This is a genomic window from Thermostilla marina (assembly GCF_054657455.1).
The window spans coordinates 2,141,144-2,165,450 of record NZ_BAAHYR010000001.1 but is presented as its reverse complement, the minus strand read 5'-3'; the positions used below and the strand labels follow the sequence as shown (position 1 = coordinate 2,165,450).

The 24,307-nt window shown below is 58.9% G+C and carries 20 protein-coding genes and 2 tRNA genes; 19 read left to right on the top strand and 3 right to left on the bottom strand.

The features are described from left to right. Positions 1-120 precede the first annotated feature (120 nt). From ACYQ2I_RS07940 to ACYQ2I_RS07905, 8 genes are all read left to right on the top strand, one after another. Positions 121-2,118, top strand: coding sequence for an NPCBM/NEW2 domain-containing protein (locus ACYQ2I_RS07940; RefSeq protein WP_460166475.1), 1,998 nt, complete (start codon positions 121-123; stop codon positions 2,116-2,118). A gap of 135 nt (positions 2,119-2,253) precedes the next feature. Further along, positions 2,254-2,949: a GntR family transcriptional regulator gene (locus ACYQ2I_RS07935; RefSeq protein ID WP_460166474.1), complete on the top strand. Its 696-nt coding sequence runs from the start codon at positions 2,254-2,256 to the stop codon at positions 2,947-2,949. A gap of 306 nt (positions 2,950-3,255) precedes the next feature. After that, positions 3,256-4,386 (top strand): L-rhamnose/proton symporter RhaT, encoded by a 1,131-nt coding sequence (locus tag ACYQ2I_RS07930; RefSeq protein WP_460166473.1) that lies wholly within the window; start codon positions 3,256-3,258, stop codon positions 4,384-4,386. A gap of 47 nt (positions 4,387-4,433) precedes the next feature. Beyond that, on the top strand, positions 4,434-5,585 hold the full coding sequence (locus ACYQ2I_RS07925) for a mandelate racemase/muconate lactonizing enzyme family protein (RefSeq protein WP_460166472.1): 1,152 nt from the start codon (positions 4,434-4,436) through the stop codon (positions 5,583-5,585). Position 5,586: 1 nt separating this feature from the next. Continuing rightward, on the top strand, positions 5,587-7,017 hold the full coding sequence (locus ACYQ2I_RS07920) for an aldehyde dehydrogenase family protein (protein WP_460166471.1): 1,431 nt from the start codon (positions 5,587-5,589) through the stop codon (positions 7,015-7,017). Between the two features lie 211 nt (positions 7,018-7,228). Beyond that, the gene (locus tag ACYQ2I_RS07915) at positions 7,229-7,978 is read left to right on the top strand and encodes a tetratricopeptide repeat protein (protein WP_460166470.1); all 750 of its coding nucleotides are present in this window, start codon (positions 7,229-7,231) and stop codon (positions 7,976-7,978) included. Positions 7,979-8,192: 214 nt separating this feature from the next. Further along, positions 8,193-9,104, top strand: a complete 912-nt coding sequence (locus ACYQ2I_RS07910) for a sugar phosphate isomerase/epimerase family protein (protein WP_460166469.1) — start codon at positions 8,193-8,195, stop codon at positions 9,102-9,104. 236 nt (positions 9,105-9,340) lie between these two features. Further along, positions 9,341-9,411, top strand: a tRNA-Gln gene (locus tag ACYQ2I_RS07905). Positions 9,412-9,475: 64 nt separating this feature from the next. Here ACYQ2I_RS07905 and tgt read toward each other — a convergent pair. The 3 genes from tgt to ACYQ2I_RS07890 form a co-directional block, all read right to left on the bottom strand. Beyond that, a complete protein-coding gene (tgt, locus tag ACYQ2I_RS07900) occupies positions 9,476-10,606 on the bottom strand; it encodes a tRNA guanosine(34) transglycosylase Tgt (RefSeq protein WP_460166468.1) in 1,131 nt (376 codons plus the stop codon). Positions 10,607-10,700: 94 nt separating this feature from the next. Further along, positions 10,701-12,026 carry a tetratricopeptide repeat protein gene (locus tag ACYQ2I_RS07895; RefSeq protein WP_460166467.1) on the bottom strand — a complete coding sequence of 442 codons (1,326 nt, stop codon included), beginning with the start codon at positions 12,024-12,026 and terminating at the stop codon, positions 10,701-10,703. A 442-nt stretch (positions 12,027-12,468) separates the two neighbouring features. Beyond that, positions 12,469-12,541: transfer RNA gene (locus ACYQ2I_RS07890), tRNA-Thr, on the bottom strand. Between the two features lie 236 nt (positions 12,542-12,777). On the opposite strand from ACYQ2I_RS07890, the gene ACYQ2I_RS07885 reads away from it, so the two are divergent. From ACYQ2I_RS07885 to ACYQ2I_RS07835, 11 genes are all read left to right on the top strand, one after another. After that, on the top strand, positions 12,778-13,971 hold the full coding sequence (locus ACYQ2I_RS07885; protein WP_460166466.1) for a DUF3500 domain-containing protein: 1,194 nt from the start codon (positions 12,778-12,780) through the stop codon (positions 13,969-13,971). Positions 13,972-14,386: 415 nt separating this feature from the next. Further along, positions 14,387-15,499 (top strand): TadA family conjugal transfer-associated ATPase, encoded by a 1,113-nt coding sequence (locus ACYQ2I_RS07880; protein ID WP_460166465.1) that lies wholly within the window; start codon positions 14,387-14,389, stop codon positions 15,497-15,499. A gap of 67 nt (positions 15,500-15,566) precedes the next feature. After that, the gene (locus ACYQ2I_RS07875) at positions 15,567-15,755 is read left to right on the top strand and encodes a hypothetical protein (protein ID WP_460166464.1); all 189 of its coding nucleotides are present in this window, start codon (positions 15,567-15,569) and stop codon (positions 15,753-15,755) included. A 135-nt stretch (positions 15,756-15,890) separates the two neighbouring features. Then, positions 15,891-16,097, top strand: coding sequence for a TadE/TadG family type IV pilus assembly protein (locus tag ACYQ2I_RS07870; protein WP_460166463.1), 207 nt, complete (start codon positions 15,891-15,893; stop codon positions 16,095-16,097). 13 nt (positions 16,098-16,110) lie between these two features. Next, positions 16,111-16,686: an A24 family peptidase gene (locus ACYQ2I_RS07865; protein WP_460166462.1), complete on the top strand. Its 576-nt coding sequence runs from the start codon at positions 16,111-16,113 to the stop codon at positions 16,684-16,686. Between the two features lie 81 nt (positions 16,687-16,767). Next, positions 16,768-17,751 (top strand): TadE/TadG family type IV pilus assembly protein, encoded by a 984-nt coding sequence (locus ACYQ2I_RS07860; protein WP_460166461.1) that lies wholly within the window; start codon positions 16,768-16,770, stop codon positions 17,749-17,751. A gap of 80 nt (positions 17,752-17,831) precedes the next feature. Further along, positions 17,832-19,328 (top strand): pilus assembly protein TadG-related protein, encoded by a 1,497-nt coding sequence (locus tag ACYQ2I_RS07855; protein ID WP_460166460.1) that lies wholly within the window; start codon positions 17,832-17,834, stop codon positions 19,326-19,328. Positions 19,329-19,463: 135 nt separating this feature from the next. Next, positions 19,464-20,396, top strand: coding sequence for a hypothetical protein (locus ACYQ2I_RS07850; protein WP_460166459.1), 933 nt, complete (start codon positions 19,464-19,466; stop codon positions 20,394-20,396). A gap of 64 nt (positions 20,397-20,460) precedes the next feature. Further along, complete coding sequence (locus ACYQ2I_RS07845) at positions 20,461-21,399, top strand: hypothetical protein (RefSeq protein ID WP_460166458.1); 939 nt, start codon at positions 20,461-20,463, stop codon at positions 21,397-21,399. Between the two features lie 168 nt (positions 21,400-21,567). After that, complete coding sequence (locus tag ACYQ2I_RS07840; protein WP_460166457.1) at positions 21,568-22,326, top strand: CpaB family protein; 759 nt, start codon at positions 21,568-21,570, stop codon at positions 22,324-22,326. Between the two features lie 57 nt (positions 22,327-22,383). Continuing rightward, a complete protein-coding gene (locus ACYQ2I_RS07835) occupies positions 22,384-24,306 on the top strand; it encodes a TadA family conjugal transfer-associated ATPase (RefSeq protein ID WP_460166456.1) in 1,923 nt (640 codons plus the stop codon). Position 24,307: the final 1 nt, after the last annotated feature.

Sequence of the window (24,307 nt, the reverse complement as noted above, 5' to 3'; positions counted from 1 at the left end):
TTGCGTTGCTTGTGCCTGGAAAACGGGGCAATTAGAATACCCTCGCCGGATGGGGCGACCGAATCGGTGCGGCTCGTCTCCTTGCCGTTTCCCACCTAATCCCCGCTCGAGGTTCTAATCATGCGATCCGTGTTTACACCTGTGTTCGCCTTGTTTTTGTTCGGCTTCGCTGCCCAATCGATCACGTTCGGCGACGATATCGTCGTCCCGCTCGGTTCGCTCGACCTGGCCCCCGTTCGGCAAGGCTGGGGCACACCCCAAGTCGATCGCAACGTCGTCGGTGAACCGCTCCGAATCGCCGGCCGAACGTTCGAATACGGCGTCGGAACCCATGCCGACTCGATTATTCGGCTCCATTGGAACGGGCAGGCGAAAAAGTTTCGTGCCTACTGCGGCATCGACGATTCGGCCGGTAGCCGAGGCTCTGTCCGCTTTCGGATCTTCGTCGACGGCAAACCGCGTTTCGATAGCGGCCTGATGCACGGCGGCGATGCGGCAAAGTCCGTGGAAATCGATCTAGAAGACGCCTCTTCGATGCTCTTGTGGGTCACATCCGGCGGAGACGACATCCACTTCGATCATGCCGATTGGGCGGAAGCCCACTTCGTGATCAAGGAAGGTACCGTCATCGAATGCGTTGCCGCCCCGAAAGAAGAGAGAGTGATTTTGACTCCCAAGCCCGCCCCGGAGCCGCGGCTAAACAACCCCAAGGTGTACGGTTGCCGTCCGGGGCGTCCCTTTCTTTATCGCATTCCGGCGACCGGACGCCGCCCCATCCGATTCACCGCCGAGGGACTTCCCGAATCGCTTCACCTCGATCCGACTAGCGGCATCATTCGCGGCAAAGCCCCTTCAACTCCGGGAACCTACTCGGTCGTCTTCACGGCCCAAAACGACGTCGGTACGGATCACCGCTCATTCGATATCGTCGTCGGGCAGACGTTGGCGCTGACCCCACCGATGGGCTGGAACCATTGGTATTCCTGGTACGGCTTCGTCACCGAATCGCATATCCGTCGTGCCGCCGATCAAATGATCGCTTCGGGGATGGCCGATTTCGGCTATAGCTACGTCAACATCGATGACGGTTGGATGGTCAACCCGAAGCATCCCGATCCGAAACGCGCCGGCATCCCGCGGGAGCCGGACGGCACGCTCCGCTCGAACGGCTATTTCCCCGACATGGCCGCCTTGGCCGACTACGTACACGCGAAGGGGCTGAAAATCGGGTTGTACACGTCCCCCGGCCCAACCACGTGTCTCGGCGGTTACACCGGTGCCTACGGGCACGAACGCCAGGATGCAGAGACCTTCGCCGCTTGGGGATATGATTTCCTCAAGTACGACTGGTGCAGTTACGGTCGCGTCGCCACCGGCGAAGGCCTGGAGCGCTTTCAAAAACCCTATCGGCAGATGGGCGAGATTCTCGTCGGATTGGATCGTGATATCGTCTACAACCTGTGCCAATACGGCATGGGCAACGTTTGGGAATGGGCAGCCGACGTTCACGGAAACTGCTGGCGGACGACCGGCGACTTGGGCCTTGCCCGGGGCGGTGCCTTGCCGGGATTCTACCACATCGGTTTCGCCAACGCCGAACACTACGAATATGCCAAGCCCGGGCATTGGAATGATCCCGATTACATCCTGATCGGGCAGGTGGGCGACGCGCATCAAAAATCCCCCCCGAAACCCACCGGTCTCACGCCCAACGAACAGTACAGCTACATGTCGATGTGGTGCTTGATGGCGGCACCGCTGATTTTCTCGGGCGACATGGAACACCTCGACGAGTTCACGTTGAACGTGCTGTGCAACGCCGAGGTGATCGCCGTCGATCAAGATCCGCTGGGGAAACAGGGCAAGATCATCCGACGCACGGACGACGAATTCGTCATGGTCAAACCGCTGGAAGACGGTTCGGCAGCCGTGGGGCTCTTCAACATCACCGAGATTCCTATCGAAATCGGAATCGACTGGTCTGAACTGGGCCGATCGGAACCGCAGCGCGTCCGCGATCTTTGGCGTCAAAAGGATCTTGGCGTATTCCCGGACGGCTTTCGGACCGAAGTGCCGCGCCATGGCGTGGTCTTGCTTCGTGTGGAAGCGAGCCGATAGTCGCCGGGGCCTTTCGAGCGCTCAAACCATTTGCCCGACAGGCGCAAATCGTGTTTAATCGAAAAGTGAGAGTGGTTGTGCATTCCGTGTATACACGGTATACTGTCCCACACTGGAAGCGTTGAGGAGTGCTGTATGTTTCCCCTTACCCTACGCCAGCAAGCGTACGAACGCCTGAAAGATTTCTTGTTGCGCGGTGAATTGCGCGCCGGGATGCAGCTGTCGGAACCCGAACTCGCTCGGCGCCTGGGCATGAGTCGAACGCCCGTCCGTGAGGCCCTGCGGCAGATGGAGAACGAAGGGCTCATCGAATATGCTCCCCGCTTCGGGGCGGCGGTGCGCGTTCCACATCGCAAAGAACTCGAAGAAATGTACGCCGTGCGCGAAGTCCTCGAAAGCTTCGCCGCGGCGGAAGCGGCCGTCAACATCACCGCAGAAGAACTGGCACGGCTCGAAGCGACATTCGACGAGATGCGTGAAATCGCCGACGCGTTTCGTGCCCGCGGTGAGCCTGTGCTCGCCGGCGAAGCCCTCGAAAAGTTCGTGGCTCTCGACATCCGATTTCATCGCACGGTGATCGACGCCGCTCGCAATCGGTACATGTCCAAAATTCTGGAAGATACGCGACTGCTGGTGCGTGTCTTCACGGCTACCTTTTGGGAATACGATCGCCCCAAACTCGATGAAGCCGAACGCTTTCACCGTCGCTTGGTCGAAGCGATGAACGCCCGTGACGCCGAGGCGGCACGGACGGCTACCGTCGAAGCGATGCGAGTCGCCCGCCAAAATGCCGTCACCGCATGGGAAGCCCATCAACAGACCGAGGCATAGCTGCCATGCGCAGCCGGGCGTGAACCGAACATTCGATTGCCGAGAAAAACCGATCAGGTCGGCTCGATTTCGTTCGCGGGCCGACCTGACGACAAGCAAATGGTTGCGTCACGAGACGAGTGACTACCGCACCGACCGCCACAAGCCTTTATCGCCGTCCGGCGGAGATTCTCCATCGGCCAAACCGACAAAGACTCTCCAAGTCGGAAGCGACGACGAGCGCGGTGTGCCGGTTGCTTTTTTTCGCGTGATTACGGGTATTTGGCTCTCTAACCTTCTTTATTGGTTCGCCCCGCGAGGATCGGCATGAACGACTACCTGTTCCCCTTGTTGTTGATTCTGTTGGCGAGCGTGTTTCAGGGGACGTTCGGACTCGGCATGAAATATGTCAAGCCGCTCGCCTGGGAAGCCTGGTGGCTGGTTCACGCATCCGTCGCCATGCTCGTGTTTCCGCTGATCTGGGCATTCCTCGTCGTCCCCGAGCTGCCGCAGGTCCTTCAACAGGCGCCGCTCGACCAGGTGCTTCAAGGGGCGCTTCTCGGATTCTTGTGGGGAATCGGCGGCATGATGTTCGGTATCTCCGTCGGTTATATCGGCATGTCGCTCACTTATGGAATCGTGATGGGCCTGTGCTCGCTGGTGGGATCGCTGATTCCCTTGATCCTGCGTTCCGGCAGCACCTCGTCGGAAGCCATGATTTTCGTGTTGATCGGGCTCGGCTTGTTGGCGGTCGGTGTGGTCATCTGTACGGTCGCCGGCTTGCAACGGGATAAGGCCGCGGCCGAACGGGGCCAACAACTCGAAGGCATCAAGACCGGGCGTGATCTTCGAGTCGGGCTCGTGATCGCGTGTGTCTGCGGTATTCTCTCGGCGATGTTGGCCGTGGGATTTGACCGCACCGACGCCATCGGCCGCATCGCCGTCGAGCACGGCGCCGTGGAACGCAACAGTGCGTTGGCCCGCTGGGTCGTTGTGCTGGCCGGCGCGTACCTCATGAACGCCGGATACGCCGTCTTTCTGCTCATCAAGAACCGATCCCTCGGTTCACTGAAAAACGCCGGTGCCGTCTCTGCCCTGAAATGGGCCGTTATTGCGGGGCTGTTGTGGTTTGCCGCATTAGGAACGTTCGGTCAAGGCGCCGCCTTGATGGGCGACCTCGGCACCGTGATCGGATGGCCGATGTTGCTGGGACTTTCGCTGATCGTCAGTAACGCCGTCGGTGTTCTCACCGGCGAGTGGAAAAACATGGCCAAACCGTTCATGACAATGGCGATCGGCGTGCTTTTGATCATCGTAGCAACAGCCGTCATGTCGTATGCTTCAACGTTGAATCCCAAAGCATCGGACTCGGGTGCCGAAACCGCGTATCGTCCTTGTCCGATGATCACGACGACCGCACCGACAACCGTCGGCGTGGGCCTCGAAGCGTCGATCTGAATGTTCTCCGTCACGACCGCTCGGTCGCATCCAGGAACCCTTCAGCGATGAAAATCAGTCACATTCGCACGCACCATCTTCGATGCCGGCTCGAACAGCCGTTCGGATTTTCGCAGTGGTACTACGACGCTCGGAACAGCCTGATCGTCGAAATCGAAACAACCGATGGAACGGTGGGGTGGGGCGAATGCTACGGTCCTGCGCCGGTTTACCAAGCGGCGATCACCTCGTTTTACGGCCCGCTATTGATCGGCGAATCGCCCCTCGAGGTCGATCGACTTTGGCACAAGATGTGGCAAGCGTCCCTCGATTTCGCCCGAGGCGGCGTGATGATGGGAGCTATGTCGGGACTCGACATGGCCTTGTGGGACCTGAAAGGCAAACTGTTGGGACGTTCGGTGTCGGAGATTCTCGGCGGTCGGTACCGTCGTACAGTCTACGCCTACGCAACCGGTATGTATTTCACCCGAATCCCCGAAGGCGATCTAATCTCGGCGATCTGTGCCGAGGCGCAGTCCTACTGGGCGTGCGGATTTCGGGCCATGAAGATCAAGGTGGGCAAGAATCCGGCCTTCGACTGCCGGCTCATCGCCGCTGTACGCAAAGCCGTTCCCGACGCCGTCCTGATGGCCGATGCCAACCACGCGTACAGCCTGACCGAGGCACTGAACATCGGACGCCTGCTCGAAGAATTCGGCTACGCTTGGTTTGAAGAACCGTTGGCACCGGACCACGAACATCTGTTCAAGACGTTGCAAGACTCACTGCAGATACCAATTGCCGCGGGTGAATGCGAACAAACTCGTTACGGCTTTCGGCGTCTGCTGTCTACCGGCGGTGTGCGGATTGCCCAGCCCGATTTGGCGTATTGCGGAGGCATTTCGGAAGCCGTCAAGATTCGAACACTGGCCTCGGCAATGGGAATAGACGTCCTGCCGCATTGTTGGGGCACCATGCTGAACCTTTCGGCGGCCGTGCATTTTCTGGCCACGACGTATTGCGAACCGGGGCGGGCGGAAATGCCGGACCCGCACCTGGAACTCGATCGCACGCCCAACCCGCTGCGCGATGAATTGTTCTCTACACCGTTGGAAATCAACGGCTGTCAGGTGGCGGTACCGGAGGCTCCCGGCCTAGGAGTCGAAGTCGATCGAAATAAGCTCACCGAATTCGAAGTCTCACAAACGGAGATCTGCTGAGATGTCGAGCGCCACGTATCCGATGTTGATCGACGGTCGCGCCGTCACAACCGACACGACGTTTCCCGTCGTCGATCCGGCAACGGAAGAAATCATCGGCTACGCCCCCGAGGCCGACGCAACGGCAGTCACGCAGGCCCTGGAGTCGGCTGAACGCGCATTCGCCCGGTGGTCCGCAATGCCGCTTTCGGAGCGACGTCCTTTGATCTTGCGCTTCGCCGAACTGTTGGAAGAACATCGCGACGAAATCATCGACTTGTTGATCGCCGAGACGGGAAAGCCGATCGACAACGCCGAATACGATTTCGGAATGCTGCCGACCTGTTTGCGGTTTTTCGTCGAGGAGGCCGCACGAATCGACCAAGAAGTCATCCCGGATCCCGACGGCCGCCTTCTGCACTACACGTTGCGTCAGCCGTTGGGTGTCGTCGTCGGCTACCTCGCGTGGAACTTTCCGTTGCTCAACCTGGGTTACAAACTCGGCCCCGTATTGGCGTCGGGCTGCACGGCCATCGTGCGGCCGTCGCGGCTCACCCCCTTGGCCTCGTTGCGGTGCGGCCAACTTCTGTCCGAGGCCGGCATCCCCGCAGGCGTGGTGAACATCATCACCGGAACCGATTACGCCGTGACACGACCGCTCTTGGAAAGCCCCATTCCCGCGATGTTCACCATGATCGGATCAACCCGATCGGGTGTTCGTGCCATGCAAACGGCCTGCACGGGCGTCAAGCATTTCTCGTTGGAATTGGGCGGCAATGCCCCCGTGCTCGTCTACGACGACGCCGATATCGACGCCGCTGCCGCCGACATCGTGGGATTGAAATTCGCCAATACCGGTCAAGTGTGCGTTTCGCCGAACCGCTGCTTCGTGCATCGGCGGGTCTACGAAGATTTCTTGGATCGTGCCGCGCAAGAAGCTTCGCGAATCGTCCTAGGCGCGGGACGCGGCGAAGGCCCCCGCATGGGGCCGATGCTGACGGCAGAAGATCGCTCCAGGGTTCTCGAGCTTGTCAACATGGCATGCAATGCCGGCGCTCAAGTCGTCTGCGGAGGCCGAATCCCGGCTTCGCCGCCGAAGGGTTACTATTTGGAACCGACCATTCTCCGCGATGTAACCCGCGATATGGACATCACCCGTACCGAAATCTTCGGTCCTGTGTTACCGGTCATTCCGTTCGGCGATGAAGATGATCCGATCGCCTTGGCCAACGATACCGAGTACGGATTGGCCGCGTACGTCTACACACAAAGCCTCAAGCGAGCCTTGGAAGCCGCCGCGGGTATTCAGGCGGGCAGCGTGTGCGTCAACGAAGCCCACTATGCCGTCCACTTGCCGCACGGCGGGTTGAAGCAAAGCGGCATCGGCAAAGACTGCTCCCGCTACAGCCTGGAAGAATACCTCACCCTAAAGCGGGTTTCGATCCGACCGTAAGCGTTCTCATCCACCCCACCCCTCCCAGGTTTCGCATTTTCCGAAACGAAGCGGCTTTTTCGTCTTGTTGAACGTGGTGGGGATTGGTACGATCCCGCACCTTCGGCGTCCCGCGAGCCGGTTGGGACGTAGACGACAACGCGAACGACGGCGTTGGCCGAGCACAGATCGGCTGCGCACGGAAGGCTCAGTCCAGTCGGAAAACGATGCCATGCGGCGATCGAAATCGACAACAGCTTTCGGGATTTCAGGCGGCATACTGCTTCTTGTCTGCCTCGTGACGGCAAGCGGATGCAGCGGCATTACGGCGCAAGGCTTGAATGCCGAAGGAGTTCGGCTCTACCGGCAATCCCACTACGATGCGGCGATCGAACGATTCGAGAAGGCAACCGCACTCGACCCGCGAAACGCCGACGCCTATTACAACTTGGCGTCGACATACCACCAACTCGGCAAGCTCAAGAAAAACCCCGCCTATTTCGCCCAAGCCGAGCAATACTACCACCGTTGCTTAGACTACGATCCCAACCATACGGCGTGTTATCGAGCCTTGGCCGTGCTGTTGGTGGAGCAGGGAAAGTCGCAAGCCGCATTTCGTTTGTTGCAAAATTGGATGGTGCAAAATCCCGGATCTCCCGAGCCCAAAATCGAGCTGGCGCGTCTGTGCGAAGAATTTGGAGAAATCGACGCCGCCGAAAACCATCTTCTCAGCGCTTTGGCGATCGACAACACCAATGCCCGCGCATTGGCTGCTTTGGGGCATATCCGTGAACTCAACGGCCATACGATTCAGGCGTTGGAGAACTATCAGCGATCGCTGATGTACGACGAACGCCAACCGCTGGTCGCGATGCGCGTCGCCGCATTGCAAAGCCATCTCGGCCTTTCCGGGCAGGCCTCGTTGCCGAACCGCAACGAGACACGCCTCAGCGCCCGCGCCGATCAGCCGTTACGCTATTGACCGCGTCGGTACGGCCGGCCCCCAATGCCACTCGCCCCGTCTCTCCTGTGTTGGATTCTCCCACCGATCCGTTGCATTCCACGGCCTCACGAACTACCGTGCAATTGGGAAGGGGGATGCTCGACTGAATTGCCGGGGCAGGGGGGTGTCGTCTTGACGTAGCGAGTATACGAATAACCTGTGACCGTTTTTTGTTTTCTAGGGAGTTGCCACGATGAAAAAAGGTGCTTTGCGCATCACCCGCCGAACCGTCTTGGGTACCGCCGCGGCCGTCGCTGCCGGCAGCGTTCTGGGACCAGTCTCCTCCGCATCGGCCGCTGAAAAGCCGAATTCGGTCTTCGGAGGCGTCCAGATCGGAACGATCACGTATAGCTTCCGCTCGCTACCCAGCAGTGCCGAAGACCTCCTCAAGTACATCACCGAGTGCGGAATCAGTTCCGTCGAGCTAATGGGGGGGCCGGCGGAGGAATATGCAGGATTGCCGAAAGGGCTCAAGGGCAACGATCTCTTGAAATGGCGACTTTCGGCCCCGATGAAAAAGTATGAAGAACTCGGGCGGCTCTATGCCGACGCCGGCGTCAAGATTCACATCGTCAAGTTCGGGGATATCGGCAATCCCGGGATGCCCGACGAACAGATCGAGTACTACTTTAACGTCGCCAAGGCTTTGGGGGCCGGTGCGATCACGCGCGAGCTTTCGCTCGATGCGGCCAAGCGGCTGGGCCCGATGGCCGACAAGCACAATGTGAAGATCGGCTTCCACAACCACACGCAACTTCGCTTCGATACCTACGACGGTGAAATCCTTACTTACGGGAAGAACTTGGGAATCAATCTCGACATCGGACACTATGTGGCCGGTGCGAACCGCTGCCCGATCGAGCTGATCAAGAAGTACACCGATCGGATCGTGAGCCTGCACATCAAGGACCGCAAGGTGAACAACGGCCCGAATATGCCGCTGGGCCAAGGGGATACGCCGTTGGCTTTGGTCCTACTGCACATGAAAGAAAACGGCCTGAAATTCCCAGCCGACATCGAACTGGAGTACAAGATTCCCGAGGGTTCCGATGCAGTGACCGAGGTCCGCAAGTGCGTCGAATTTTGCAAGCAAGTGCTTGCCTAGAGTGCCGTTGTCCTGGTGTGAAACGCTCGATGATTTCCAGCGGGTGAGCACACTAAGGAGACACTACGGATCGCCGGAGTCGCACGATTGCGGCACCGGCGGTCCGTTTTCGGTAACGGCTCCGAAGACCGCGAGATCACTGAAAACCGCGTTTCCGGAAGCGGAAGCAAGCCGTCTTGACGTTCGGAGAAACCTGTCTTATCTTTTGTGGAAGAGATGCTTTGAGGCATCGTCATTGGGGATTGGTGTAACGGCAGCACGACTGACTCTGGATCAGTTAGTCTAGGTTCGAATCCTAGATCCCCAGTCTTTGGGGGGAAGCGTTTGGCTTCCCCTTTTTGCTTTCTTGTTTGCCGTGAGACCGAGCTAGTTTACCTGGAATCTTTCCGTTCGCCTTCCCACCACCGTGCACGCTTCTCGGCGAGGAATTCGGCAAACTCGCCCGCCGCGATCGCCTCTCGTGCCTGGGCCATCAGTCGCTGATAGAACGTAATATTGTGCAACGTGAGCAAGATCGGTCCCAGCATCTCGCCGACAGCAAAGAGGTGCCGAATATATCCCCGCGAACGGCGACAGGCAGGGCAGGGGCAATCTTCCTCGATCGGCCGCGGGTCGCGCTGGTGACTACGATTGCGCATCCGCAGACGACCTTTGTCGGTAAACGCCGTTGCGTTGCGGCCGTTGCGCGTAGGCATGACACAATCGAACATGTCGATTCCGCGCGCAATCCCCTCCAAGAGATCTTCCGGCCGGCCGACCCCCATCAAGTATCGCGGCCGTTCCTCCGGCAATAGCGGTGTCGTCACATCGAGCGTGCGATACATCGCTTCCGGCGGCTCGCCGACGCTCAATCCACCGACGGCATACCCATCGAAAGGCATTTCGCACAACGTTTCGGCGCACTTCTTACGAAGTTCCGGTTCCAAACCGCCTTGTACGATCGCAAACAAGTGCCGATCGTCGCGTGTCTTGGCGTCCAAACAACGGCGAGCCCATCGGACGCTTCGTTCCATCGCGTCCTCAACCACTGCGTATTCGTTGGGCAAGCGCACCACGTGATCCAGGACCATCATGATATCGGAGCCCAGTTTCTCCTGGATCGCAATCGCTCTTTCGGGCGTGAGTTCCATTGGGCTTCCGTCGACGTGAGATCGAAACGTCGCCCCGCGTTCGGTGATTTTTACGAGCTGCGCAAGACTGAAGATTTGGAAGCCGCCGCTATCGGTGAGAATCGGTCCCGGCCAACCACAAAACCCGTGAAGCTCTCCCAAGTCGGCCACCGCGTCTTCGCCGGGCCGAATCGTCAGATGGTACGTGTTGGCCAAAATGATTTGCGTGCCGGTGGCCAAGAGCTGATCCACCAGCACGCCCTTGACGGTTCCTTGGGTGCCGACCGGCATGAAAGCAGGCGTGTCGACCTCCCCGTGCGCCGTGAAGAGCACGCCCCGGCGTGCCCGGGTCGATTTGTCGACGGCGCACAGTTCGAACACGCGTTTTCCCATGCGACACTCCGCGTTGCGCAGCACCGCGGGCGCACCGACGATGCGCGGCCTGAGAGGGTATTTCCCCGAATGAAGTCCCCGTCGGTTTTGCGTTTTACTCGCCGCGGAGCTTCAATCCGAGTGCGGCAAGCTTCTCTCGAACCTCGTTCAGACTGGTCACCCCGAAGTTCTTGCACTCGAGCAATTCATCACCGGTTCGCCGAAGGAGTTCACCGATGGTCGTGATTCCTTTGCGAGCCATACACTTGCGGGCCCGGACAGAGAGATTCAGGTCGGTCACCGGCTTGCTCAGCAACGCCCGTTCGTCGGGACTGAGCGATTCGGCGTCGAACGGTTCCGGCTCGTGCCGCTGTTGCGCCAACTGTCCCAGTTTCAATCCCTTGGAAGCCAGAATTTCTTTGATTTCCTGGAGGCTGGTCTCCCCGAAATTCTTGCTGGCCAAGAGTTCCTGTTCGGTGCAGCGGCACAAATCGCCCAACGTCACGATGCCCATCTTTTCGAGGCAGTTTCGACTTCGAACCGAAAGCTCGAAATCGGAGACCGGAATCGACAGCACTTGGCTGAGCCGGTCCCGCTTGCGTTGGGCATCTTCGTCGTAGTACATCGAATCGGCCGACTCGGTGTCTTTCAAGAAGAGCCGTGCCCGCGGATGATCAGGATACGTTTCAAGGATCCGACGATAGCAATCGGCCGCCTTTTCGTACTCTTCACGGTCTTCGTACAGCAAGCCGAGATTCAGCAAAGCGCCCACGTGCGGAGGAAACCGCGACACGGACCGCTGGTACAACTCGAACGCCTCGTCATCATTCCCCCGGCGATCATTCTCCAACGCCAAGCCGAACAGAGCGCCCGCGTGCTTGCCGTCGGCGGCAACGGCGCGTTCGTACAAGGCGACTGCTTCGTCGGGATTCACGCCCAACGCAGAAATCGTCGCCCCGCGCTGATAGAGGTATTCGGCCGTTTGCTCGATGGCTCCCGAAAGGCGATCCAACACGGCGAGCGCCTCGTCGGGTTTACCGGCCAACCGCAAAGCCTCGGCTTTGGCGACGGCACATTGGTCGGCATCGTAGCCGGCGGTTTTTGCGGAATCGAACGCCGCCAGCGCGTCCTCGTATTGCTCGAGCGCTACCAAAGTCTTGCCCAGGTAAAAGTAGGCCAGCGCTCCGCTGTCGCCGTGCCGCAACGATTCTGCCGCTTTCTCATATCGGCCCAGCAGGTATTGGCACACTCCGAGCCGGACATTGCTGGCGGGTGTTTGTTCGCCTTGCGACTCCAGCTCGTTGGTGGCGTCGCGCAACTCGGCAAAGAGCTTCGGTTGCTCGGCCATCGCCTCGACGATTTGGGTCACCTCGCGCGGCCCGAACGCCGAACTCCCCAACACCGCCTGCTTCAAGTCAAACGTCGATTCCGCTTCGAGCATGCCTTCGTTCTCCTCTTGAGCCGTGTCGCTCTACGAGTCATCCGCCAACGGCGGACGCATCCCGTTTCGACAGCTATTGTTCGGTAGAATCGGGACGGTTCACAAATCTCGGCGCACGACAACGTTCGTTCGACCGAGAACGATACTGCTGGAGAACCAACCGAGAAGAATCGACTGCCTATCTGCCGAAAATCCCGTATCGAACTTGAATACGGCGAACCGACCGAAATGGGTTTTTCCCGTCGGATGCGCCGTCTTTCAGCCAGTCGATTCGAGCGGAGAGGCATCGCGTGGATATCCGAGGTTTCTCGGCGTATCGCCCTCGTCCTCGGGTAGGTTCACCGGATGCTTGTCGGTCGACGTGTACCGGTCTTCAAATCGCGTAATCCAAAACCGCCGCCGACACTAATCGACTCAAATCACTTCAAAATCAGAAGTTGAGAGCCAGCGGTGGGACTCGAACCCACGACTTCCGCTTTACGAAAGCGGTGCTCTACCGACTGAGCTACGCTGGCAACACTTGCCTTGCTCACCGAGCCACCGGTGACGGATATCGCTAAAGATACCAAGAAATGGTGTTCTGACAAGGCCGGGCATATCCCCCATCCTCTGCCCATTAGCACTTTCAGCTCCCCCACATGAGGGACACACAACGCGCACTCCAACAGCGGGGTTCTTTCTTTTCGCCGCCGCCATAAAATTAGCAGCTTTTCCTGTCAAAAAATCCCGCGTTTTCCTAGTTCCCATCCATATGAGTGAGGAAGTCATGAGTCTATCGTGCGACGTGTATGCCCCCTCTTCCGATTTGCGTCCCCGGCCCATCCTTCACGCGAGCCGCATGCGTTCGAGTCGGATCCCATCGGCCGCTGCAAGCATCATGCTTTTGCTTCTACCGAGCATCAGCCTCACATTCGCCGCCGACTCGGCCAAACCCGATACGTCTTCTGTGGCGGAGCGTACCGCGGCCAAAGAAATCGCAACGGCTGCCGCTCGTTTTTTAGCTTCCCTCGATGAATCGCAGCGCCCACAAGTCCAATTTTCGTTCGACTCCGAGGCCAGAACGGCGTGGCACTATTTTCCGACCTCAATGATGGCTTCACGCGGGGGACGTGCGGGGATCGCCATGAAAGACCTCCGCGACGACCAGCGGGCGCTGGTTCAAGCGGTCTTGGGAACGACACTCAGCCATCACGGGATCCTTCAAGCGTCCACGATCCAGGCTCTCGAAACTGTGTTGCGCGACATGGAAAACGGTAATCCGGCGCGGGACTCGGGCGCATATCACATCGCCGTCTTCGGCACCCCCGGCTCGGATGCAACTTGGGGCTGGTCGTTCGAGGGCCACCATCTGTCGATCAATGTCACCGTGGTCGACGGCACGCACTTTTCGGCCACACCTTCCTTCTTCGGCTCGAATCCGGCGATCGTTCCCGAAGGTCCGCACGAAGGCCTCGATGTCCTTCATGAGGAACAATCTCTTGCGCGGCGATTAGTCCGGTCGCTGACGCCCACCCAACGCGAAAAGGCGATCATCGCCGAAAAGGCACCTCGCGATATTCTTACCTCCGCCGAGACGGAGGTCGCCGAAGACCGATTTCACCCGCCTCAAGGTATCCCGTTCGAGGAGCTGGACGCCGAACAACAAGACCTGGTCCGGCGACTGGCGGCACAATTCACACGAAAGTATCGCCGACCGATCGTGGCCCAATTGGAGCGTCGCACGACACTCATCCCAGGAAAAGAATCGTTCTTTGCGTGGGCAGGAGGCATCGAACCGGGCCAGGGCCATTACTGGCGGATTCAAACTCCCGACTACGTCTTCGAATACGACAACACGCAAAACAACGCGAACCACATTCATACCGTCTGGCGAAGTTTCGCCGACGACTTCGGGCGAGATCTACTCAAAGAACACTACGAACACGCCGATCACCACCAACGTTAGCGGCTCGTCGTGTGAGCCTGTTTTGGGGAACGTTTGAGATCGCATAAGCCCCGGCGGCGGCTTTGCCGGTGCAAGGCAGATTCGCGCGGGGCAGTTATGAACCGTCGGCTGTCAAAGCGATTTTCTATGTCCGCGCATCGTGCAGCCGGAAACTTGGTCCGGCAAGGTTGTTCGTTGCGGCACCGGGCCGCGGTTGCCTACAATCGTCCACGGATTGCAAGGGGGATTTGCCGGGAGGAGCCGAGCGAAGCTTACGAACACGCAGTCTCCCAGCATCGTTTGCAGCCGGCGCGTTTCCGATTTCGTCGAGGACAAACATTGCTTGGAATCCTGCGGGAACGTATCATGACGCCCGTGGGCAGGCCATCCCTGAAGAGGCCTCCTCTCGTTGCGAAACCGAAACCGGAACAGCGGTATGTCGCGCCAAGCCATCTTTCAAGCGAGCGTTCGCTATTTTCTCGATCCGATTTTGCCGTATCTCGACGACGAGTCGGTCACCGAGATCATGGTCAACGGCCCGCATGAGGTCTACATCGAGCGCAAAGGCAAACTGGAAAAAACTCCGGCCAGATTTGCCGACGAAGACACGCTGCTTTCGGCGATCAACAACGTAGCGCAATGGGTCGGTCGCGAAATCGACGAACAGCACCCGGCGTTGGACGCCAGGTTGCCCGACGGCTCTCGAGTTCATGCGATCATTCCGCCGAGTTCGCGGGTCGGGCCGTGCTTGACCATCCGCAAGTTCACCCGCGAAGCACTTACGCTGGAAGATCTCGTCGGCTTCGGCAGCTTGTCGCACCAAGCTCGGGAATTCCTCGAAATCTGTGTGAAACTGCGAAAAAATATCCTGATCGCCGGCGGTACAGGCACCGGTAAGACGGTGCTTTTGGGAGCGTTGTCACGTGCGATTCCCGACTCGGAACGAATTGTCGTCATCGAAGACACCTCCGAGCTTCGTCTCGTCCAACCGCACACGGTGTATCTCGAAGCCCGCCATGCCGACGCGCTGGGCCGCGGGGGGATGGGCATTCGACAATTGTTCGTCAACTCACTCCGAATGCGTCCGGATCGCATCATCGTGGGAGAGGTCCGCGGCGGCGAAGCCCTCGATATGATCCAGTCGATGCTCAGCGGTCATTCGGGAAGCTTGTCGACGATCCATGCAAGTTCGCCGCGGGATGCCCTGATCCGCCTCGAAACGCTATCGTTGATGTCGGATGTCGAAATCCCCGTGTACGTGGCCCGGGCCCAAGTAGCGTCGGCCATTCACGTCGTCGTCCAGATCGCCCGGTTTACCGAAGACGGCTCCCGAAAGGTGACTCGAATCGCCGAAACCGCCGGGCTGGACGAAAGCAACCAGTACGTCGTCAAAGACTTGTTCGTGTCACGGCACAAAGGTCGCACGCCCGACGGAAACGTTATTGCTGAACTGACGTTTACAGGCACAAAACCCAGTTTCGCAAACACCCCCTATCAGATGGGGCTGGCTGATGAAATCAAGCTAACGCAGGACATTTGGGAAGAATAGGGGATCGTGTTTCGGGGTAGAAAAACATTGTGAATGCGAATGCCCGATTGATAAAATAAGGGTAGAAATGGCAAGGTCTTTCGGCAAGAACACGCGATCGTTTCCGAGGCGGCGGGGGGCCGTCGCGTCGTTGGATTATGTGTTGTTGCTGGGTGTCATCTTTCCGATGGCAGCGTTCGCCCTGTGGGCGGGACCGCGAATCATTCGATTGACCTACAATTTGGTCTACTCGATCATCGCTTGGCCGTTCATGTAGGCGACGTGAAGCGAAACACGCTCCCTTGCCGCAGGGTTCCATGAATGGACGGACGACACGATCAGCCGGTTAGCATGCCGGGGGTATCGTTTCGGTAACAGAGAAGTCGGTTTCTTCGAGGCAAGGAACGAGGTCATGCAAAAAGCCAGCTTTCGATCGTTGCTCAAGCGAATCCACCAGGATGAGCGAGGGGCGATGAGCCTGGAGACGATCCTGATCATCGGCGTCATCGCACTTCCCATCCTCATCTTCTTGTTGCGGGTCGGTTGGCCGCGCATCAAGGGTTATTTCAACCAAGGCTTGCAAGACCTGGAAGCCGAGCGCAGCAACGCCGTGCAATAATCTGCCGACGGCAATGCTCACGTTCTCGGTTCTACTCATACTGCTGGCCGTGGCGACGTATACCGACGTGCGCGGACAGCACATTTATAACTGGACGACCTATCCGGGTATGGCGCTCGGCTTGACGTTGAACGGACTGGGCACCCTGGCATTGAAGTTGCACCTCGTCGACGAAGGCCTTCTCCGAGAGCTGGGGTGGATCGGTCTTGGAGCCGGGTTGTCCGGATGGTTGATTTGCGGCCTGATCATGGTCACCTGCTTCGTCTTTTTCCCGATCGGGGGAGGAGACGTCAAGCTGATTGCCATGATCGGCGCCTTCCTGGGACCGGAACGCGGTATCGAGGCGATGCTCTGGGCCTTTGTGCTCGGTGCATGCCTGGCCCTGATTTTACTCGTGTGGCGGGTGGGTGCCTGGCGGCTCCTCCGGCAGGTCATGCGCCACGTGTTTTGGTCATTGCGACTCGGGCGATTCGACCGCCTGACCGACGAGGAGCGGGCCATGCTGCAGCCGCCGTTGTTTTTGGCCCCGACGGCCTTGGCCGGTGTCGTCATCGTACAGTGGCGTTTGGATGCCTGGTTGATCGGTTGACGGCGAGTCAATCGCCGCCTCTCCGGAGGCGGACGTCGATGTCGCTGCGTCCGATCGACCGATGAGAAGAGGCGACAACAAATGGGACAAGCCTTGCTGACAGCTTGTTTCCCGTGGTTTCTTTGGCTGGCGTCTGCCTTGGCGGCGGCTCGGTTGCTCGTCTACCTAAGCCGTGCCCGATTCCGGCGCGACGCGCTGGCGACGCTGCACGTCGATCAGCGCGGTGCCGTGCAAAGTCTGAGCTTCGTTCTCACGCTGCCGATCTTCGTGATGCTCATCCTGTTCATCATCCAGGTGAGCCAATTGATGATCGGAACGGTCGTCGTCCACTATGCGGCATTTGCCGCTGCCCGCAGCGCCGTTGTCTGGATTCCCGCAAGACTGGAATCCAGCGGCGAACTGGAGAATCGCATCAGCTCGTACGCGCTGGATCCGGAGGCTCCCGACCAGGTTTATCCGATCTTGGATCCGACCAGCCCGGACTACGGACCGGTGGACGGCGGACTGACGTTCCTTATTCGGCCCGGCTCTCCGAAGTACGAGAAAATCGCATCGGCTGCAATTCTCGCATGTTTGCCGATTGCTCCATCACGCGATTTGGGCTTCGGCATCCCGAACAATTGGATGCGAGCACACGATGTGTTGCAAAGGACCTATGCCCTGAATGTTCCCGAGTATTCGGTCAACAGCCGGGTGAGCCGACGACTTGAAAACAAACTGGCGTATGCCGCGAGAGCGACCGAGGTCGAAATTCGATTCTTCCATTCCAACCGGGAGCCGCCGCTCGTGCCGTATGGCGTCGGCCCTGATGTGACGGAATTTGCCTACAATGAAATCGGTTTCCAAGACCCGATCACCGTAACCGTACGGCATTACATGGCCCTGTTACCGGGCCCGGGAAGACTGTTGGCCAAGACCGTCGAAAGTTCCGAAGGTGGGGTCGATACGGTCGCCGCCTCGATTCAACAAATCGACGGCCTTTATGTCTACCCGCTCGAAGCATCGATCGTGCTGGGCAACGAAGGAGAGAAATCGGTGCTCCCGTATCGTTATTTCCTGTACTGAGCACCAAACACAGTTGCAGCGCCGGTGCTGCACGAAACGTCCTCAACGATCATGAACCGTGGGGCGAGGATACCGAACCGATGGTTCGTCGACACCGTTTGGATCCGACAGCAACGTACCAGCGAGGCCGCATCGTCGGTGCGCGTGCGCTTTCCCTTATTGCTGGACACCTTCGGCGATTGCATGCCGATCAAAAAGGCGTCATGAGCATCGTTTCGGTGTTCACGCTGCTTTTGCTCACGATCTTGCTCGGCATGGTCATGAATGTCGGTCGTGCGGTCGACGGCAAGATTCGCCTGCAAAATGCGGCGGATGCCGCGACCTATTCCGGCGGAGCCGTCATCGCCAGGGGCATGAACGCCCTAGCGTTCACAAATCACCTGATGTGCGACGTATTCGCCTTGACGGCCTTCATGCGCGAGGCACGCGATCGCAACGCGGAACAGTTTGTACCGGCCATTCTGGACGCTTGGGAAGCCGAAGGGCCCGTGTTCGGCACGTCCAGCTTTCCGAAGTTCGAAGCACTGGCTCCAGCCATCACGCAAAAGGTGCCCCTAGAACGCCAACTGGTGCAATCGTTCGGCGACTGGGGGGCCGCTGCGTCGGCCATGATTCTGCCGACCCTGGAATACATTTTGGCGAACGAGCTGATTCCGGAATATCAACGCGCGGTCGTCGCCACCTTCCCGGATATGGCGCAGGCGGCCGTTTTGGAAACGGCCCGTCGGCACGGCATTCCGCAAAACGGCCGCGGCGAACTGCTGGGCGTGCTCTGGCGAACGAACGGAGTTCCCGTCGGCGGGAGCTACGAATATTTCGATCGAACACTCCCGGTCGTCGATCCTGTGCTCGACATGCTGCCGAACCAAGGCGAGTATCTCGCTCGCGCTCGCGATCAACGAAAATCGTTGGCCCAACGATACTTGAACGCCTGGAACAACGAGGCGATGCGGTTCTTCGATCGCGAAGCAAAGATGTCGCAATTCGGGTCGTTGTGGCGGTCGTTCACCTGCGGCCAACTGGAACAACTCCTACAAGAACACGAATACACGAATCTGCCGTTCCTGATCCGAACAGACAAAGAGGACGTCGCCGATTCGACGGCCCATTTGGAAGAGGAGTTTACTTTCCTCGGTGTCGTGTACTGGGGGCCGATGCGTCCCATCTTTCCCGGCTTCTTCAGTCATACACTCGACAGCGACAGCATCGCCTATGCCCAGGTGCGCGTATTCGTACCGAGGCGACGACTCGTTTGGTTATACGATCCACCCGGCGGGGGCGGTCCGCAGTTGATCGGTGGTATTCCCGGGGATTTCCCCGAACTTCCCGGCGATGAGCCGGACGAACCCGCCGATCCCGAAAGCGGACGCTGGTACGTCGGTCGAGAACACGTCCCCGAGGCCTGGAACTTGTTGACTCAGCACTGGACGACGGACCTCGTACCGGCCACCAGCCCGGCATGGCCGACGGTTCTGCAAACGCAGCCGACGCTGCCGGTATTCGGCGGACGCCAAATTCGTCTACCCAACTTGAGCGGGCTCGATGCCGACGCTCTGCAACAAATCAGTCCGCATTGACTCGGGGGCACACACCCCATGATGCATAATCCCGTAGACACTTCGGAAACGTTGGTTCAGCGACGTCCAGCGTCTCGATTTCACGCCGGACGATCCGTACGTTCGCTCCGAACAGGTCTCGCTCCGCTCGAATTCGTGCTGGTCATCCCGCTGTTGCTTTTTGTGATGGCGTTGATGATCAACTATGGAACCGTCGCCGGTTGGCGAGTGCGGACACTGGGAATGTCGCGTCACGCCGCATGGCAATCGCGACACCCACGAAGCATGTCGCGGTCGCCACGGCCGGCCTACTGGCCCGCTTCGGCCAATGTCGGCTCGGGGGGAGCGGCCGACGCCCCATCACTCGATTTTCCCGCCGTCGACCTGCCTGTGGTTCGAGGCCCGACCGTCGGCGATTTCGGCGTTCGCAGTGAACGGTTGGATCCATCGCGAGGTTTTCGCCGCGGTTCCGCGAGTTTGGATCGCGATTTTCCGCTATTGCCGTCGATGGGCCCCTATCATGTGCGATCTTCCGACGAGCTGGTAGAAAACCTTTGGGATTTCCACCGGACGGGTCAGGCGCACAATTTCGAGCGACGCACGATATCGTTGTATCTCCTGCCGACCGCACCGGCCGTTTTCTCGCAAAACTACGTCCAGGCTGCGTTGGCGATCCTGTACATGCCGTTGCGTCAATCGCTTCTCCCGCTCGACCGTGACGACGAGTTCATCGGCTACGCCATGCGTTTTCAATGGGGTGGGGGTGCCCCCGATTTCCATCCGCGTGTGCGACGGTTCTGCTCACTCGATTGGAGTGTAGCATCGAGCAATGTCGAAGACACGCTCGATCACATATACGGTCGGAAGGCGAATCCCGGGGGCGGAGGAAGAATCCCCTCGCTGCCCGAACGCATGGCCTCGTCGTTCATCGGACTTTATGAACGGGTCATCCAAGAACTCCAAGCACAAATGAATATGACGCCGCCTCCCGCGCCGATCAGCGCGATCCAAGCGGAAATATCGGACCTGCAACAGAAGATCGACATCCTTGACGCTTTCCGCGCCGGCCTTCAAAACCATGGACGCTGATTCACCCTCCGGGCCGACACCCGAAGACCACATCGAAGGCGTCGCTTCCACGAACGAACGTTTTGTGTCGACGTCCGTTCCAGCGATCCGCTTGGCACGTTGGACGACCAACATGGTCGTCACGGCGTTGATCGTGATTTTGGGGCTTGCGACGATTCGACAGGTCTATCAATGGTGGCGGGAAGCACCTGTAGCGAGCTCCCCTCCGAATGAACCCGCGAAGTTCCTACCTCGCGATGTACTCATTGCCGAAACCGATTGGTCGCTGTCGTTGCGTCCTTTTCAGGGGGATCGTGAATCGTTGGATTCGCAACTGACGGCCCTTTGCCGAGACGCCTTGTCGAAAGCCGCTTTTCCGAGCACGCCGCCGGAGGCAAGCGAGGCAGCCTACATGGCAGAAGGCCCCGGCGAGGTCGTCGATGAGTTCACCGTCGAAACCACGAGGGACGAACATCCCGCCGCGTTTCGTGCGATGGTGTGCCGGCCCTGGATCGATTATCCCTTGTTGGTGGGCATTCTTTCACCCCCAGAAACGTCGAACAACGATCCGGGCATCTCTGAACCGACCGCCGAAACGCAGAATCACCGTGTGGCTGCGTGGGTGACGGCGGTACCCTTGGGCAACGATCGTTACACGCTATACGCGTTCTGTCGTACCGAAAAAAGCTGCGGCAGAAACGACTTTCCTCGCATCGCGCTTCCTCGCGGTGCGAAATACACGCTGACACTGTCCGACGCCCACAGTGCCGTCATGGCCGGGTTTGCGGCGCCGAACGCCGATACCGCCGGGTGGCGGGATCATTTCGACGATCGGCTTGCTGCGGTAGGCTTCACGGCAGCCGATGAGTGGCTCAAGCTTCCCAACGGCATGTGCCGGCGTTATACACGAGAGAAAGACGATCAACGCAACAAACAAGAGGCGGTCGTTTCGTGGCGACAAACGAAATCAGGAAGGGTCTACGGTACTCTTGTCCTCTCGTTTGCAGGCGATGACTCGTCGTGAACCCTTTCCATGCCGCATCTTGCCCCGGCGGGGCTGGAGCCGCTATTTTCCGACTCGGCAATGGTTGAGGCGACGCCTTCGGCCTTGCCTTACCGCCGAAATTGAGCCAAAACAAGAACACCAAATCGAAACGCATTCCCAAACAATCACAGAAAACGGGTGACCGGGATGAAAGGTATCTACGGTGTGATCTTGGCACTTGGGCTGGGATGTGCCGCTGCCATGTTCAACTACGCCTACATGGTCCGGTCGACCGGAAGCATCGAAACGGTCGACTTCATCGGCATTGCTTCCGACAAACCGTTGGCCCCCGGAGATCCTGTAACGGAAGAAGCGATCCAGACCGTGCCGATTCCGGCCTTTTATGCAGGGCGCCTGAAAGAGTTCGCGATTCTCTATTCCGATCGCCAAAGCATCATGGGCTGGCCGGTATCGCGGCCGGTGCCGGGTGGTGCTTTGTTATTGCGGGACGATTTGCGAACCCCGCCTCCCGAACTGCAATTCGGGGACGAACCCGCCGGCGGCGCCGAACAGGTCGCCATGTTCGTTCCGATCGATACCCGCACGATCGTCCCCTCACTTCTCCAGCCCGGCGACCAGGTTTCGTTCCTCGTGACGTCGCCCACACCGGCAACCTTGGGCGGCACATCTGATCCGTCGGCAGACGGATCGGCACCGGTCGTACCGGGGCCGACGAAGATCATCGGCCCGTTCAAGATTCTCTCGGTCGGCAATCGCCTGGCTTCGGTCGACGTGCAACGTGCATCGAATCTACCGCAGACTCAAGAAAACATCCTCACGATCAGTGCTCGGCTGACGAACGGCCAGCTCGACAGCAAAGCCCAAGAGCTTTGGACGTTACTGGAAGCCACGAATTTCCGACAAGTCGGCGTGATCCTCCATTCGAGACGAAAGTCGAACAACTGATGGCGTAAGACCGCTTTCGTCTTCACGAGTTCCCCTCCGAGCGCCTAAGCACCGCCCATGAAAATCTGGTACAACCGTATCAACGATAGTCGCCGCACGGTCTTGGAAGTCGATGCCGACGAAATCTCGATCGGCCGCGACGCCACGAACACGGTGGTCTTGCCCAGCCCGCTGGTTTCGCGCCGTCATGCGATGGTGCAACTGCTGGAAGATGGGCGACTACGGCTGGAAAACGTCGGTTTGAACAGTTGCGTCGTCGGCGACGAAGAATTGCTAGGGGGGCAGTCGGCCGTCTTCGAACCGGGTACGAAGGTGCGGATCTGGCCGTTCACCCTGACGTTCGAAGCCGAACGTCCCGCGGTGGTCAGCCGAGCCGAACTGGAAGCCCACTTGCGGTCGCTCATCGCCGATCTCGAACTTCGAATCCACCGGAAGCTCCTGGAACGCCTTGACCTGTACGAATTCGAGCAACGTTATCGCGGCGACGAAGAAAGTATTCTTCTGCTGGAAAACAATATCGAAGACGTCTGCCGGGAATTGGGCGTCTTTGAAAAGGACAACGAACCGATTCTCGACGAAATCACGGGGCTCGTCCTGCGGGACCATCTGGTCAATCAAACGATCATGGAGGCCGATCCGAGCGAGTTCTTCGACTTGGGCTCGTTGACCAGCAACGAGTTCGACATCCCCGCCACGTTGGTCCCCGAGCGGGAATCGGAGCTGCACGGCCTTTTGACGTTCGTCCGAAAACGTCTCAATCTCGAAGAGTGCCGCGACACGACGGAAAAAATCCATCGCATCGAAGCGCGCTTCAACGAGGTGTTTCCACTCGTGCGTCCGCACCTTCACGGCGAATTGCGCAAATACATGATTTTGCGCACACTAAAAAAAGACCTGAAAGACACCATCTTCGGTTTCGGACCGCTGCAAGATTTGCTCCGCGCGTCGTCCGTCACCGAAATCATGGTGGTCGCGAAAGACCAGATCTACGTCGAACAAAACGGCGTGATCGAAAAATCGGGCCGGCGATTCATTTCCGACAAGGTCACCGAGTCGGTAATCGAACGTATCGTGGCCCAGGTCGGCCGTCGCATCGACAAGAGCCAACCTTTGGTCGACGCCCGTTTGCCCGACGGATCGCGGGTGAACGCCATCATTCCACCGTTGGCGGTCAAGGGACCGTGTCTGACGATCCGGAAGTTTCCCGTCCACCGTATGACCATGGACGACTTGGTCGAGCTGGGCTCGATCACCGAAGCGGCGGCGACGTTCCTGAGAGCGGCTGTGATCGATCGCCGCAACATTCTTGTCAGTGGCGGCACGGGCGCCGGGAAAACAACCGTCCTCAACATCCTCAGCAGCTTCATTCCGTTCAAGGAGCGTATCGTCACGATCGAAGACACCGTCGAACTGCGATTGCACCAAGAGCACGTCGTGACCCTCGAATCGAAACCGCCGAACGTCGAAGGGGCAGGGGCGTACACGATTCGGGATCTCGTCCGCAACGCCCTGCGAATGCGTCCCGACCGCATCATCGTGGGCGAGTGCCGCGGACCCGAGGCTCTCGACATGATCCAAGCCATGAACACCGGACACGACGGTTCGCTGACGACCGTTCATGCCAACAATGCCCGCGAGGTGATCGAGCGACTCGAAGTCCTGATCCTCATGGCCGCGGAATTGCCCATTTATTCGATCCATCGCCAAATTGCCTCGGCCATCGACTTGATCGTGCATATCAGCCGTCTGCCCGGCGGCCGTCGGGTCGTGACCGAGATCGCCGAGGTTACCCGTGTCGATCCCGATACGAAGGACGTCGTCGTGGTCGATATCTTCAACTTCCGCAACGGTAAACAATTGATGCCCACCGGCTACCTGCCCACGTTCGTCGACTCGTTGGTGGACAAAGAATTGCTGGACCCCCGATTCCTGTACGGGCAAGGTGATCTACAACCGGCACAAGGAAAAGGTGAGGCCTGAC